This window comes from Neisseria wadsworthii 9715 (genome assembly GCF_000227765.1).
Taxonomy (GTDB): Bacteria; Pseudomonadota; Gammaproteobacteria; order Burkholderiales; family Neisseriaceae; genus Neisseria; species Neisseria wadsworthii.
In genome coordinates, this window is sequence record NZ_JH165159.1 from 351,859 (window position 1) to 365,438 (window position 13,580).

Consider the following 13,580-nt stretch of genomic DNA (forward strand, 5'->3'; position numbering starts at 1 on the left):
AATATATTTAAAGATTTTCGATTATCATTTTAATGATATTTAACCGTTCGTGAAATGCCTGTCTGAAAGCAAGCTTGTTTTCAGACAGGCATTCTTAGTCTATTTAAATGTAAAATTGGCATAACGATATTTTTCTTATTTGCAAAACATAGCATGAATTTGCGGCAGATAATTAAGAAGGATGAAGGAGTAATTCACTATAAATAAAATATTATTCCAATATTTTTTTGAAAAAAAATTTAATATTGAAAAGTGAATCTGTATTGAGTGAATAAACCATTTTTTGTAAATTTAGATTGATGTGACAATGTGTGAGTAAATGACATCTTTTTTGTATGCTGTAAGATTTTATTGCGATTTTAATGTAATCTCTTGTAATTTTAAGGGAATTAAGATGAAATACGGGCTAGGTGATAAGCAGGAAATTTCAAATATTTTTAAAGATAAATTGTCGCGGGTTTCTAATAAAAACAGCATCAAAAGGTTGACGAAAATTAACAAATTTCTTGACGCTCACACTGCTCTTTATTATAGTAGCGCCGTTAAATATATAGCCGTTGCGTGCTACAAAATTGCGGATAAACATGGGTAAGATTTTAATATTGCAAGCAGGCATATTGCTTATCGTATCAGCAATTTCAGGTGTTGTAGGCGGTGTTCCTGCTTTGTTGTCGGCTTTGGCAGGCGGTTTGTGTTACTTGGTGCCCTCCTCGGTAACGGTATTGGTCTTAAGGCTTTTCAATCCCTACCCGAAATTCGCAGGTTATGGGTTTTTGCTCGGAGAAGGCTTAAGAATAGTACTGGCTTGGGTAATGATGTTGATTGTGTTTGCAATATGGCATCAAGCGCTGGTTTTTATTCCGTTTTTATTCGGTTTGCTGGCAGTCAGTCATGTGGTTTTTTTAGTATTTTGGAAAGTTCAACGTTATGGCAAGTGAATCAATGACCGCTGCCGACTACATCAAGCACCATTTGCAAAGCTTGACTAGTTTGTCGGATGTGGCCCAAGGGCAAGGCCTGAAAAATATCGCTGATTTTTCATTTATCAATATCGATGCGATATTTTTTGCTGTATTAACAGGTATATTAGGTAGTTTTCTGTTGTGGTTTGGCGCGCGGAAAGCAACTGCCGGTGTTCCTGGGCGTTTTCAGGCGGCAGTAGAAATTCTGTTTGAATTTGTCGATGATATGTGTAAGGGCATTGTGCATAATGAGCAGTCCCGCAAACTGGTTGCGCCATTGGGCTTGACTTTGTTTGTTTGGATTTTCATGATGAATGCCATGGACTTATTACCGGTAGACTTGTTACCGGTAGCTTGGCAAACCGTTACCGGTGAACACCATGCTTTGCTGCGTGTTGTGCCTACGGCAGATTTGAATACTACTTTGGCGTTGGCTATCGGTGTATTGGTAATATGTATATTCTACAATATTAAAATCAAAGGTTTTGGTGGCTGGATGCATGAAATGTTCAGTGCTCCATTCGGTCCGAAGCTTGGTCCTGCCAACTTTATCTTGAATATTGTTGAGTTCTTGTCAAAGACTGTTTCGCACGGTATGCGGTTGTTTGGTAACATGTATGCAGGCGAATTGGTTTTCTTGCTGATCGCATTATTGGGCGGTGCTTGGGCTGCATCTGGTAGCATAGGCGTTTTAGATCCGATTATGTTTGTTTTCCATCTTATTGCAGGTTTGATTTGGGCTATTTTCCATATTTTGGTTATTACATTACAAGCCTTTATTTTCATGGCGTTGGCTTTTGTTTATATCGGCCAAGCGCATGACGCACACTAATTTAAGTTTTTCAAGTTGTTAGTTTAGTTGTTTTTTAACGTTGTTTTAACCTTTAGTTTTTCTTTCAATTTTAAGGAGTTTTTGAGATGGGTTTGATTGCTATCGCTTGTGGTTTGATCGTGGCTTTGGGCGCTTTGGGTGCTTCTATCGGTATTGCCATGGTTGGTTCTAAATACTTAGAGTCTTCTGCCCGTCAGCCTGAACTGATTGGCCCTTTGCAAACTAAACTGTTCCTGATTGCAGGTCTGATTGACGCGGCCTTCCTGATTGGTGTGGCCATTGCCCTGTTGTTTGCCTTCGTTAACCCGTTCCAAGGCTAATCAAAACAGAAAACTGTTTCGATACAAACGATATCTATCCGTTTGTTTGATTAACCCTAAATGCGAAGGTTAAGTAATGAATATTAATGCAACCTTATTTGCGCAAATTCTTGTATTTATCGGTTTGGTATGGTTTACCATGCGTTTTGTGTGGCCTCCGATCGCTAAAGCATTAGATGAGCGCGCCGACAAAATCGCAGAAGGCTTAGCGGCAGCTGAGCGAGGAAAAAGTGATTTTGAGCAGGCAGAAAAGAAAGTTGCAGAACTCTTGGCCGAAGGGCGTAACCAAGTTACCGAGATGGTAGCCAATGCCGAAAAACGTGCAGCACAAATTGTAGAAGAAGCTAAAAACCAAGCTTCTGCAGAAGCTGCCCGTATTACAGAACAAGCTAAAGCTGATGTAGAACAAGAAGCTAATCGCGCACGCGAAGCTTTGCGTGAACAGGTAGCTGTCTTGGCTGTGAAAGGTGCTGAATCAATTTTGCGTCGTGAAGTAAATGAAGCACAGCACGCTCAGTTGTTAAGCAATCTGAAACAGGAGCTGTAATATTATGGCCGAGTTCGCAACCATTGCCAGACCTTATGCTAAAGCATTATTTGAGCTGGCAGTTGAGAAAAATCAAATTGAAGCTTGGTTGGGCGGACTAAGAGAATTAGCGTGGTCTGTGCAGCAAACTCCGGTTGCCGCAATGATTGAAGAAACCGAGATGAGCAGCATTCAAAAAGCAGATGAACTTGCCCGGTTGTTGAGTGAGTCTGAAGCTATGAAAAGTGAAGCATTTCGAAACTTTATTTATGTTGTGGCTGAAGAGAAGCGCCTTCAGGTTTTACCTGAAATTTATACCCAATACCAAGATTTGACCTTATCACGTAATCAAGCCCAAAAGGCGGTTATTTATAGTGCATATGAGTTTGCTGGCGAAGGTCAAAAAGCAAATATTGTCAAAGAGCTTGAGCAGCACTTTAATACACGTTTAGAGGCAGAATTTGAGGTTGATCCAGAATTGATTGGAGGCCTTAAAATTGAAGTGGGTGATCAAGTACTAGATCTGTCCGTGCAGGGGAAATTGAAAAACCTGTATGCGACAATGACGAATTAGGAGAGTTTTCATGCAGCTTAATCCTGCTGAAATTAGCGATTTGCTGAAAGCCAAAATTGAGAACCTGAATACCAAACAGGAAATACGTACACGAGGTACTGTGATTTCCGTAACCGATGGTATCGTTCGTGTACATGGCTTGTCAGATGTAATGCAAGGTGAAATGCTTGAGTTTCCCGGTAACACTTTTGGTTTGGCAATGAACTTGGAGCGTGACTCCGTTGGTGCCGTTGTGTTAGGTGAATACGAGCATATTAAAGAAGGCGACGAGGTTAAATGCACTAATCGCATTCTTGAAGTGCCGATTGGTCGTGAGTTGGTTGGTCGCGTAGTTAATGCTTTGGGTCAGCCTATTGATGGGAAAGGTCCAATCAATACAACACTGACTGCACCAATTGAAAAAATTGCTCCGGGCGTAATTGCCCGTCAATCGGTGGATCAGCCGATGCAAACAGGCTTGAAATCTATTGACTCAATGGTTCCTATTGGTAGGGGGCAGCGTGAGTTGATCATTGGTGACCGTCAAACGGGTAAGACAGCTGTTGCTTTGGATGCCATTGTTAATCAAAAAGGTAACGGCGTTATCTGTATTTACGTTGCTGTTGGTCAGAAAGCTTCTTCTATTGCCAACGTGGTGCGTAAATTGGAAGAATATGGTGCAATGGAGCATACCATTATCGTAGCTGCCACAGCCTCTGAAGCTGCAGCTCTACAATTTATTGCACCTTATGCTGGTTGTACGATGGGTGAATTTTTCCGTGACCGCGGTGAAGATGCATTGATTGTATATGATGATTTGTCGAAACAGGCAGTTGCTTATCGCCAAATTTCTTTGCTGTTGCGTCGTCCTCCTGGTCGTGAAGCTTATCCTGGTGACGTATTCTACTTGCACTCTCGTTTATTAGAGCGTGCAGCTCGTATTAATGCTGATGAAGTAGAAAAGTTGACCAATGGAGAGGTAAAAGGCAAAACGGGTTCATTAACAGCACTGCCAATTATTGAAACTCAAGCTGGTGACGTTTCCGCATTCGTACCGACTAACGTAATCTCGATTACTGATGGTCAGATTTTCTTGGAAACCGACTTGTTTAACTCTGGTATCCGCCCTGCAATCAATGCTGGTATTTCGGTGTCGAGAGTGGGTGGTGCTGCTCAAACTAAAGTCATTAAGAAATTAGGTGGCGGTATTCGTCTGGCTTTGGCGCAATATCGTGAGTTGGCAGCATTCTCACAATTCGCTTCAGATTTAGATGAGGCTACTCGCAAACAACTGCAGCATGGTGAGGTTGTGACTGAATTGATGAAACAAAAACAATTCAGCACCTTAAATACCGCAGAAATGGCATTGACTTTGTGGGCTATTAATAATGGTTCTTACGAAGACGTACCCGTTTCTAAAGCTTTAGCTTTTGAGGCAGAATTCCTGAGTTATGTGCGCACTCAGCATCCTGATGTTTTGAATGCTATTAATGCATCTGGTGCGATGTCTGATGAGAGTGAACAAGTGCTGACTCAAGCCATGAAATCCTTCAAATCTTCTTACAATTATCAAGCGTAAGATTAAAGAAACTGAAAGGAGTCTGAAATGGCAGTAGGAAAAGAGATTCTCACCAAAATTCGTAGTGTTCAGAATACTCAAAAGATCACTAAAGCGATGCAGATGGTGTCAACCTCTAAAATGCGGAAGACTCAAGAGCGCATGCGTTTGGCTAGACCCTATGCTGAGAAAGTTCGCTTGGTGATGAGCCGTTTGGCTCAAGCCAGCGATAAAGAGCACGGCATTAAGTTATTAGAAGAACATAAAAGTTTACAGCGTGCAGGCTTTATTTTGATCACCACTGATAAAGGTTTGTGTGGTGGTTTAAATGCCAACATTCTGAAAAAATTCTTAATGCAAGTGCAGGAATATCAATCTCAAGGTATTGAAGTTGATGTTGTTTGCATTGGTAGCAAAGGTTTAGCTGCGTGTCAGCGTATCGGTTTAAATGTGATTGCCAGCGTTACTAACTTAGGTGATACACCTAAGATGGAAATGATGCTGGGTCCATTAACAGAGATTTTCCAACGATATGAGAAACATGAGTTAGATACAATCCATATTGTATATTCAGGTTTTATCAATACGATGCGACAAGAGCCGCGTATGGAAGTACTTTTGCCGATTGGTCAAAGTGTTTTTGAGGGAATGGGAGACGGTAAATACAATTGGGATTACCGTTATGAACCCAGCTCGTCAGCAGTGTTGGAATATTTAGTCCGCCGTTATTTGGAGTCTGTGGTTTACCAAGCATTAAGCGATAATATGGCTTCAGAACAAGCTGCCCGTATGGTGGCGATGAAAGCTGCAACAGACAATGCTGGTAATGCAATTAAAGAATTGCGTTTGGTGTATAACAAATCTCGCCAAGCAGCAATTACCACAGAATTGTCAGAAATTGTGGCAGGTGCTGCTGCCGTTTAAGGTGTGCAGTCTGTCAACTAAACAATATAGGATACGATAATGAGCCAAGGCAAAATCGTACAAATTATCGGTGCGGTAGTTGACGTGGAATTTCCGCGAGATGCTATCCCACGCGTATATGACGCCCTGAAGTTAGTCGATAACGACTTGACGTTGGAAGTACAACAACAGTTGGGAGATGGAATTGTCCGTACTATTGCAATGGGTAGTTCGGATGGTTTGAAGCGGGGTTTGGCTGTTGCTAATACTGGTGCTCCGATTACTGTACCGGTAGGTAAAGCTACACTGGGCCGTATTATGGACGTATTGGGTAATCCTGTTGATGAAGCAGGTCCAATCGGTTCGGAACAGACCCGTGCTATTCACCAGCCTGCTCCTAAATTCGATGAGCTGTCTAGTGCCACTGAGATTTTGGAAACTGGTATTAAAGTAATTGATTTGCTTTGTCCGTTTGCCAAAGGTGGTAAAGTAGGCTTGTTCGGTGGTGCCGGTGTAGGTAAAACCGTAAACATGATGGAGTTGATTAATAACATCGCAAAAGCACATAGCGGTTTGTCTGTATTTGCGGGTGTTGGTGAGCGTACTCGTGAGGGTAATGACTTTTACCATGAGATGAAAGATTCCAATGTATTGGATAAAGTAGCCATGGTTTACGGTCAGATGAATGAACCTCCGGGCAACCGTTTACGTGTTGCTTTGACAGGCTTGTCTATGGCGGAATTTTTCCGTGATGAAAAAGATGAGAGCGGTAAAGGCCGCGATGTACTTTTCTTCGTAGACAATATTTATCGTTATACTTTGGCCGGTACAGAAGTATCTGCATTGTTGGGCCGTATGCCTTCAGCGGTAGGTTATCAACCGACTTTGGCTGAAGAAATGGGCCGTTTGCAAGAACGTATTACTTCAACTCAAACCGGTTCTATTACTTCTATCCAAGCCGTATATGTACCTGCGGATGACTTGACTGACCCGTCTCCGGCAACAACATTTGCCCACTTGGATGCAACCGTGGTATTGAGCCGTGATATTGCTTCATTAGGTATTTACCCTGCCGTAGACCCGCTTGACTCTACTTCTCGTCAATTGGATCCGATGGTATTGGGTCAAGAGCACTATGATGTGGCACGTGGTGTGCAATCGACATTGCAAAAATACAAAGAATTGCGTGATATTATCGCGATTCTTGGCATGGATGAATTGTCTGATGAAGACAAACTGACTGTAATGCGTGCGCGTAAAATTCAACGTTTCTTGTCACAACCGTTCCACGTTGCAGAAGTATTTACAGGTTCTCCAGGTAAATATGTGTCTCTGCGCGACACAATTGCAGGTTTTAAAGCTATTTTGAGCGGTGAATATGATCATCTGCCAGAACAAGCGTTCTATATGGTAGGCGGAATCGAAGAAGCCGTTGAAAAAGGTAAAACCTTAAGTTAAGGAGGCCGGCATGAGTGTCATGCAAGTTGAAGTGGTAAGTAACGAACACAACATTTTTTCAGGAGAGGCCAGTTTTGTTGTAGTGCCTACCCAAAATGGTGAGCTTGGTATTTATCCGCGACACGAGCCGGTTATGAGTTTAGTTCGTCCGGGTGCGCTGCGTTTGCAGGTTCCCGGTCAGGCGGAAGAGGTGTTGGTGGCAGTTTCGGGCGGTTTGTTAGAGGTTCAGCCTGATAAAATTACTGTTTTAGCTGATGTGGCCGTGCGTAGTGCAGAAATGGATCAGGCACGTGCAGAACAAGCTAAAAAGGCTGCTGAAGCCCGTATTTCTGAAGCTAAAGATGAAGAATCGCTGGCTAAAGCACATGCTGCCTTGGCAGCAGCGATTGCTGAACTCAAAACGCTGGATTACCTACGTTCGCAAACAAAACGTTAATAGATTTACTTGTTGGTTTCCGCTTATGGAACCTGTCAAGTATGCATAAATTGATGCCTGTCTGAAAATTTCAGACAGGCATTATCATTTAGTCATTGTTAGTAAATTAACCTGAAACATTAATATATTTATATGTGGGAATAGGAATATCCATGTTGGGATTAGCTGTATTGTTTGGTTTATTAGTTTGGCTTGGTCTGACGGTTTTGGCCGCTTATTTATGCGGAAAGCTTACTTCGAAGCTGGGTTTGGGAAGACGGATAGGCCGGTTTGCAGGGTTTATGCTGCTGATGGGCGGCTGGATGGTTAGTTGGGCTACGGAATATTGGACGCTTCGGCAGACTGCACAGGCGTGGTGTAAAAATTCAGGTATTACCGTTTATGTTACGCCTGAAGAATATTGGGCAAAAATCAGTGAACAAGAACGGCAGGATTTGGAAACCGTCCAGGAACCAATAGAAGATGGAAGGGTATTGGTGTTTGAAGATAAAAAATATAAAATATCATATAGATACAACAACAGAATAGTCAGTTACAAATATAAAGAATACAAGCCATATACAGTAGCGAATTACGAAATCTTTTATGATGAAAAGGACAGAGTGGTTTTGTTGAAAAATATGGCGGTTAGCGTAAGACTGCCTGCAATAGCTAATAATTTACAAGGATTGAAGTTTTGGATTGATACGATTCAAGATTGTGATAGTTTTAATGAATGGGAGTTTCAAAAGAAGTATTTAAAATAACTGCCAAATAAATAATAGTGGTACAAATTAATTTTTAATAGAATCTTAAAAGGGGGTTTTTAATGAGTATTAATAATATCTCAAATTATGTTTTATTGGCTGCAACAGCTTACGTTGATTTTTCTAAGGTAGATTTTTCAAAAGAGAAGCAAATAGAGATCGCTATTGCAAATTAAAGATAAAAATGTAAGTGTTTGCACTCATGGACATTGGCCGCAGTGATGTGCAGTTTTTCGATGTAACCTTCCGCATCGGTACGGGTATGCTGTTTTGTAACCCAATCTGAGAACTTTGCAAAGGTCTCCGATTATATATTATATAAATGGGAAGCTTGGGAAGAAACGGGAGCAAGAGAGATGGTAGGATTGGGAGCGACATGATATCGGGATTGAATGGATGGAACAAAAGGAATCATAAGCATGATTTCAAATTTCCGTTGGGCACATAATTGCCAATCGGAGAGATTGTACAGATTTTGGGGTAACAAAGAGTAGATCGCGAATGCGAATAGGTTAAAGATAATGCCTGTCTGAAAGTTTTTCAGACAGGCATATTTTATCGTGGCATGCTTACAGGGCTAAGCTTTTTTTACAAACTTACAGGGCTAAGCTTTTTTTACAAATTCCGATTTCAAATTCATTGCGCTACCGTCGATTTTGCAGGCGATGTTGTGGTCGCCTTCTTGCAGGCGGATGCTTTTGACTTTGGTGCCTTGTTTGATGACTTGCGAGCTGCCTTTTACTTTTAAGTCTTTAATCAGCACCACGCTGTCGCCGTCGGCCAGCGGTGTGCCGTTGGCATCTTTTACGCTCAGTGTGTCGTCGTTGCCATTGTCGGTGTGTTCGTCCCATTCGTAGGCGCATTCCGGGCAGACCAGATGCAGGCCGTCGTGGTAGGTGAGGTTTGATCCGCATTGAGGGCAAGCTGGGTAGGTCATGTGGTTTGTTTCCTTATTGTGATTGAGTGGAATTGTGCGGGCAGATTATATAGCAACTGAAGCAGGTGGCGGGAAATGCCTGTCTGAATAATGTAATAACCCTACTTCATATAAGGTTATTTAAATACTTGTAAACGCGGTTGGCAAAGCAGGATTATTTGTTTATAAACAAATAATAATAAAGAAAAATTCCATTATCATTATATAAATGGAGCAGGGAGAAATGAAATGTTAGCCGAACAAGCCCGTCATATATACGATGTGTTGCTGTGTGTGCAGCAAGATGCGGAGGTTAACCCTGCACGCTTTGAGCCACATATTATTGAGTCATGGCGCCGTTGTGTGTTTAAACATGGCCTGAATCCAGAAAAACTGAATGATGCGCTGATTGTGCCTCACAGTCGCCTGATTGAACATCAGGATGCCATCGGTGATTTAACCGCTTTGGCGCGGCATGGCTTGCATGCACTTTGGCGGCAGCTTCGCGATATGGATTATGTGGTGTTGCTGGCCGACAGCGAGGGCGTAGTGGTTGAGCGTTGCGGTAGTGATGCGGAGCTGGACACGTTTAAACGCAGCGGGCTGCACTTGGGCGCATTGTGGAACGAGCCTGAAAACGGCACCAGTGCCGTAGGCATGGTGCTTGCCACCGGCAAATCGGCCACAGTTCACCGCAGCGACCATTTTGATGCCACCCACATCGGGCTGACTTGCTCCGCCGCGCCGGTTTACGATTCACAAAACCGTCTATGCGCCGTACTTGATGTTTCTTCCATCCGCCCGAAACATGCACGACAGAGCCAATATTGGGCGGCGCGGCTGGTGCGTCAGTTTGCCGCGTTGGTGGAACATGCAGCCCTGATTCGGGCGCATCAAAACGACTGGCTGGTACGCATCGGTTATTCACCCGTGTTTCTCGACGTTTCTCCTGAATACCTGTTGGCGATTGATCAGGCAGGTAATATTTCCGGTGCATCCCATGCCTTTCACGAATGGGCGGCCAAGCATTTGCAGCAGCCCAGGCTGATCGGCTGCGCTTTTGAAACCCTGTTTGGGTCAAACTTAATCAGTGTTTACAGCCGGCAAGACAACGCACCGCTGGTTGACATTGACGACATACAGCTTTTCGCCCATGTGAATCCGCCTGCTGCCAAAAGCGGTTCGGTCGCATCCAGAACCGATGCAGAGACCGAGTTGGCGCCCGAGTTGGCTAAGCTATGCGGCTCCGGCAGCAGCCAGCGGCGGATGTTACAGCGTTTGTCTGTGTTGGCTGATACGCAGGTGCCGATTTTAATCAACGGCGAAACCGGCACCGGCAAAGAATGGCTGGCGCGTGCCGTGCATCTTTCCGGCAGCCGTTCAGACAGGCCTTTTATTGCGGTTAACTGCGCCGCTATTCCCGAAAACCTGATTGAAAGCGAGCTTTACGGCTATGAGCCTCACAGTTTTACCGGCGCATGCAGCAAAGGTAAGCCCGGGTTGATACGCGCTGCCGACGGCGGCACACTCTTTCTCGATGAAATCGGCGATATGCCCCTGTTTCTGCAATCGCGCTTACTGCGCGTGTTGTCTGAGCGCGAAGTTACGCCTGTCGGCTCAGTACGAGCCCGCAAAGTGGATGTGCGTATTATCTGTGCCACCCATCACGATTTGCAGGAGCGCATTGCTGCCGGCAAATTCCGCGAAGATCTTTATTACCGCCTCAACGGCATTCAAACCACATTGCCGCCATTGCGCGAGCGCGACGATATCGATTATGTTGTGCAATCGGTTTTGGAATACACAGCCGAAAAAGCCGGCTTGCCGCTTAAGCCGCTTTCAGCAGATGCCTTGCACACATTGCGTCATTTTCCGTGGCCGGGCAATTTGCGCCAACTGGCCACCGCGTTGGAAGTGGCCTTGTGTTCCGCGCAAGGCGGAAGCATTGAGGCTACAGACCTGCCCGAATACTTGCGGCCGGTCTGTGAAGCTGACACTGAACGTCCGTTTGCAGAATGGAGCAAACACACATTGGCCGACGAAGCCGACCTGCGCCGCGCGTTAGCTGATTTTGAAGGCAACGTGACCCGTTTCGCCCGCGCCATCGGCGTGAGCCGGATGACGGTGTACCGCTATTTGAAAAAATACGCTATCAAGTATTGAGTTGCTTGAAACAAGCAATGCCTGTCTGAAAAGTTGCTTGGTTTTCAGACAGGCATTTCGATATTTGGGTGTTTATATTTCCAAAACATGCCGCCGGAAAGATGCTTCTACCCGGCCGGCGTCCAGCCCCGTCATAATGATGACCAGTTGCGAATCGTGCGGCTCGTGCGGCCATTCGCTTAAATGCTGCGGCGGATAAATCATATGCTGTACGCCGTTAATCAGCACCGGATAATCTTCACCTATATTTAAAATCCCCTTAATCCGTAAAATCGAGCGGCCGTGCACATGCAGCAGAGCAGAAAGCCACACGCCGAATGCCGTCCAATCAACCGGTTCGCTGATGCTGAACGCTAGCGAATGCACGTCGCCGTGGGTAGTGATGTTTTGCGGGCGGTAACCTGTGGTTTGCCGGCGGGTAGCAGCCGGCAGACGGTTAAAATCGGGCAGCGGGTCGTTAAGGCCGTGGCGTAGCACGGTTACGCCGGGCAGCATGGCGGCAAAACGGGTTTCCAATTGTGCAGCCGCTTCGGGTGCGAGGTCGGCTTTGGCAATCAGAATCATATTGGCGGCAGTAACCTGTTGCGTCCACACTGCATTGCCGCTTTGCGCCATTTCATTGCCGTTTACAGCATCCACCACGGTTATTATGTGCGCCACGCTAAGCTGGTGTATGAGCAGCGGATCGGCCTGTATGGTGGCAACTATCGGCGTCGGTTCGGCCAAACCGGTGGTTTCTATCACAATCCGTTTAAACGGCGGCACCTGTTTTTGTGCGCGGGCATCCAAAATTTCCACCAGCGAATCTTTCAACTCGCCGCGAATTTGGCAGCACAGGCAGCCGGAATCCAGCAGCACCACATTGGGCGAAACCGGTGCAACCAGCTGCTGGTCGATACCGACTTCGCCAAACTCGTTAATCAACACCGCCGTGTCGCCGTAGTGCTCCGCTGCCAGCATTTTTTGCAATACGGTGGTTTTTCCCGAGCCGAGAAAGCCGGTAAGGATGGTTACAGGAGTTTGGGTGGGGCTCATGCGTTTACCTGTTGTTGAATGGCACCAATCGTGTGGAACACTTTGGCCGGTTTAATGTCATTGAATTATTGATATTGTTTTAACATAGGTTTATCTGTTTGTGGTCAAATCTTTTTGAAACACTTATCCAACAGGAAAACGCTTGCTGTACCATAGATGCTTAACAACCCAACCGTTATGTGAGAGGAGCCGATATGAATTTGTTTTCCCTGCAAGGCCAAGTAGCTTTGGTAACCGGCGCAGCCAAGGGTATTGGCAAAGGCATTGCCCAAGTGTTGAAGCAGGCAGGTGCGGATATTGTGGTCGCCGACATCGACCGCGAACAAGGCGGGCGGACGGCGGCCGAATTGGGCGCCGATTACCAATATTTGGATGTGCGTTCGCAGCAAAGCTGCCGCGAGGCCGTTGAAGCGGTTGCGACCAAATTCGGCAAGCTGGATATTCTGTGCGCCAACACAGGCATTTTCCCGCAGAAAAACCTTGCCGACATGAACGAAGCCGATTGGGACGAAACCCACGGCATCAACCTGAAAGGCACGTTTTTTATCGTGCAGGCCGCCATTCGCGTGATGCAGCCGAAGCATTACGGGCGGATTGTGATTACCTCATCCATCACCGGCCCGGTTACCGGCTTTCCCGGCTGGAGCCATTACGGCGCGAGCAAAGCAGGGCAGCTTGGTTTTATGCGCAGCGCGGCGCTGGAATACGCGCGCTTCGGCATCACCATCAATGCCGTGATGCCCGGCAATATTCTGACCGAAGGCTTGCAGGCGCAAGGTGAAACTTATCTGAACCAAATGCGTGCCGCCATTCCTACCCACACCCTCGGCACGCCGCAAGACATCGGCTATGCCGCCTGCTTCCTCGCCAGCAAAGAAGCCGCCTATATTACCGGCCAAACGCTGATTTTTGACGGCGGCCAAATTCTGCCCGAATCGCCCGAAGCCTTGCTTTAAGCATTGCTATACCGGAAGCTTTTCTACAGCCGATCGACTTACACAATAACAACACCGTCATACTCGGGCTTGACCCGAGTATCTCTTAAAGTTACCGGAAATTGAGCTCCTCGAATCAAGCCCGAGTATGACGTTATCTTTAATAATTATCTAAGCAGATTGACTATACAAACTTGGACAACACAATGCCTGTCTGAAAAACTTTTCAGACAGGCA

At 45.4% G+C, this 13,580-nt stretch carries 14 protein-coding genes; 12 read left to right on the forward strand and 2 right to left on the reverse strand.

Going from position 1 to position 13,580, the window contains the following annotated elements:
• Window positions 1-584 precede the first annotated feature (584 nt).
• From HMPREF9370_RS01495 to HMPREF9370_RS01540, 10 genes are all read left to right on the forward strand, one after another.
• A complete protein-coding gene (locus HMPREF9370_RS01495; RefSeq protein ID WP_009115490.1) occupies window positions 585-938 on the forward strand; it encodes an ATP synthase subunit I in 354 nt (117 codons plus the stop codon).
• Window positions 928-1,794, forward strand: a complete 867-nt coding sequence (gene atpB / locus HMPREF9370_RS01500) for a F0F1 ATP synthase subunit A (RefSeq protein ID WP_009115491.1) — start codon at window positions 928-930, stop codon at window positions 1,792-1,794. Before HMPREF9370_RS01495 ends, atpB begins: the two co-directional genes overlap by 11 nt.
• Before the next feature lie 86 nt (window positions 1,795-1,880).
• Complete coding sequence (atpE, locus tag HMPREF9370_RS01505; RefSeq protein WP_002642492.1) at window positions 1,881-2,114, forward strand: F0F1 ATP synthase subunit C; 234 nt, start codon at window positions 1,881-1,883, stop codon at window positions 2,112-2,114.
• 76 nt (window positions 2,115-2,190) lie between these two features.
• Window positions 2,191-2,661, forward strand: a complete 471-nt coding sequence (locus tag HMPREF9370_RS01510) for a F0F1 ATP synthase subunit B (RefSeq protein WP_009115492.1) — start codon at window positions 2,191-2,193, stop codon at window positions 2,659-2,661.
• 4 nt (window positions 2,662-2,665) lie between these two features.
• Window positions 2,666-3,214, forward strand: coding sequence for a F0F1 ATP synthase subunit delta (locus tag HMPREF9370_RS01515; protein WP_009115493.1), 549 nt, complete (start codon window positions 2,666-2,668; stop codon window positions 3,212-3,214).
• 10 nt (window positions 3,215-3,224) lie between these two features.
• Window positions 3,225-4,772 (forward strand): F0F1 ATP synthase subunit alpha, encoded by a 1,548-nt coding sequence (gene atpA, locus HMPREF9370_RS01520; protein ID WP_009115494.1) that lies wholly within the window; start codon window positions 3,225-3,227, stop codon window positions 4,770-4,772.
• A gap of 27 nt (window positions 4,773-4,799) precedes the next feature.
• Window positions 4,800-5,675, forward strand: coding sequence for a F0F1 ATP synthase subunit gamma (gene atpG / locus HMPREF9370_RS01525; RefSeq protein WP_009115495.1), 876 nt, complete (start codon window positions 4,800-4,802; stop codon window positions 5,673-5,675).
• Window positions 5,676-5,714: 39 nt separating this feature from the next.
• The gene (gene atpD / locus HMPREF9370_RS01530) at window positions 5,715-7,112 is read left to right on the forward strand and encodes a F0F1 ATP synthase subunit beta (RefSeq protein WP_009115496.1); all 1,398 of its coding nucleotides are present in this window, start codon (window positions 5,715-5,717) and stop codon (window positions 7,110-7,112) included.
• Between the two features lie 10 nt (window positions 7,113-7,122).
• On the forward strand, window positions 7,123-7,548 hold the full coding sequence (locus HMPREF9370_RS01535) for a F0F1 ATP synthase subunit epsilon (protein WP_009115497.1): 426 nt from the start codon (window positions 7,123-7,125) through the stop codon (window positions 7,546-7,548).
• 152 nt (window positions 7,549-7,700) lie between these two features.
• Window positions 7,701-8,294 carry a hypothetical protein gene (locus HMPREF9370_RS01540; RefSeq protein ID WP_009115498.1) on the forward strand — a complete coding sequence of 198 codons (594 nt, stop codon included), beginning with the start codon at window positions 7,701-7,703 and terminating at the stop codon, window positions 8,292-8,294.
• A 604-nt stretch (window positions 8,295-8,898) separates the two neighbouring features.
• Here HMPREF9370_RS01540 and HMPREF9370_RS01545 read toward each other — a convergent pair.
• On the reverse strand, window positions 8,899-9,231 hold the full coding sequence (locus HMPREF9370_RS01545) for a zinc ribbon domain-containing protein YjdM (protein WP_009115499.1): 333 nt from the start codon (window positions 9,229-9,231) through the stop codon (window positions 8,899-8,901).
• Window positions 9,232-9,459: 228 nt separating this feature from the next.
• Here HMPREF9370_RS01545 and HMPREF9370_RS01550 point away from each other — a divergent pair, with 228 nt between their 5' ends.
• The gene (locus HMPREF9370_RS01550; protein WP_009115500.1) at window positions 9,460-11,373 is read left to right on the forward strand and encodes a sigma-54-dependent Fis family transcriptional regulator; all 1,914 of its coding nucleotides are present in this window, start codon (window positions 9,460-9,462) and stop codon (window positions 11,371-11,373) included.
• A 72-nt stretch (window positions 11,374-11,445) separates the two neighbouring features.
• Here the strand turns inward: HMPREF9370_RS01550 and HMPREF9370_RS01555 are convergent, their stop codons facing one another.
• A complete protein-coding gene (locus HMPREF9370_RS01555; RefSeq protein WP_009115501.1) occupies window positions 11,446-12,408 on the reverse strand; it encodes a CobW family GTP-binding protein in 963 nt (320 codons plus the stop codon).
• Between the two features lie 194 nt (window positions 12,409-12,602).
• On the opposite strand from HMPREF9370_RS01555, the gene fabG reads away from it, so the two are divergent.
• Window positions 12,603-13,364: a 3-oxoacyl-ACP reductase FabG gene (gene fabG, locus HMPREF9370_RS01560; RefSeq protein ID WP_009115502.1), complete on the forward strand. Its 762-nt coding sequence runs from the start codon at window positions 12,603-12,605 to the stop codon at window positions 13,362-13,364.
• Window positions 13,365-13,580 lie beyond the last annotated feature (216 nt).

What these genes read in the sequence shown, in the direction of transcription:
- HMPREF9370_RS01540 (WP_009115498.1), top strand. Translation starts at nt 7,701, where the DNA reads ATGTTGGGATTAGCTGTATTGTTTGGTTTATTAGTTTGGCTTGGTCTG.
- atpE (WP_002642492.1), top strand. Translation starts at nt 1,881, where the DNA reads ATGGGTTTGATTGCTATCGCTTGTGGTTTGATCGTGGCTTTGGGCGCT.
- atpD (WP_009115496.1), top strand. Translation starts at nt 5,715, where the DNA reads ATGAGCCAAGGCAAAATCGTACAAATTATCGGTGCGGTAGTTGACGTG.
- HMPREF9370_RS01555 (WP_009115501.1), bottom strand. Translation starts at nt 12,408, where the DNA reads ATGAGCCCCACCCAAACTCCTGTAACCATCCTTACCGGCTTTCTCGGC.
- HMPREF9370_RS01510 (WP_009115492.1), top strand. Translation starts at nt 2,191, where the DNA reads ATGAATATTAATGCAACCTTATTTGCGCAAATTCTTGTATTTATCGGT.
- atpA (WP_009115494.1), top strand. Translation starts at nt 3,225, where the DNA reads ATGCAGCTTAATCCTGCTGAAATTAGCGATTTGCTGAAAGCCAAAATT.
- HMPREF9370_RS01545 (WP_009115499.1), bottom strand. Translation starts at nt 9,231, where the DNA reads ATGACCTACCCAGCTTGCCCTCAATGCGGATCAAACCTCACCTACCAC.
- atpB (WP_009115491.1), top strand. Translation starts at nt 928, where the DNA reads ATGGCAAGTGAATCAATGACCGCTGCCGACTACATCAAGCACCATTTG.
- HMPREF9370_RS01495 (WP_009115490.1), top strand. Translation starts at nt 585, where the DNA reads ATGGGTAAGATTTTAATATTGCAAGCAGGCATATTGCTTATCGTATCA.
- atpG (WP_009115495.1), top strand. Translation starts at nt 4,800, where the DNA reads ATGGCAGTAGGAAAAGAGATTCTCACCAAAATTCGTAGTGTTCAGAAT.
- HMPREF9370_RS01550 (WP_009115500.1), top strand. Translation starts at nt 9,460, where the DNA reads ATGTTAGCCGAACAAGCCCGTCATATATACGATGTGTTGCTGTGTGTG.
- HMPREF9370_RS01535 (WP_009115497.1), top strand. Translation starts at nt 7,123, where the DNA reads ATGAGTGTCATGCAAGTTGAAGTGGTAAGTAACGAACACAACATTTTT.
- fabG (WP_009115502.1), top strand. Translation starts at nt 12,603, where the DNA reads ATGAATTTGTTTTCCCTGCAAGGCCAAGTAGCTTTGGTAACCGGCGCA.
- HMPREF9370_RS01515 (WP_009115493.1), top strand. Translation starts at nt 2,666, where the DNA reads ATGGCCGAGTTCGCAACCATTGCCAGACCTTATGCTAAAGCATTATTT.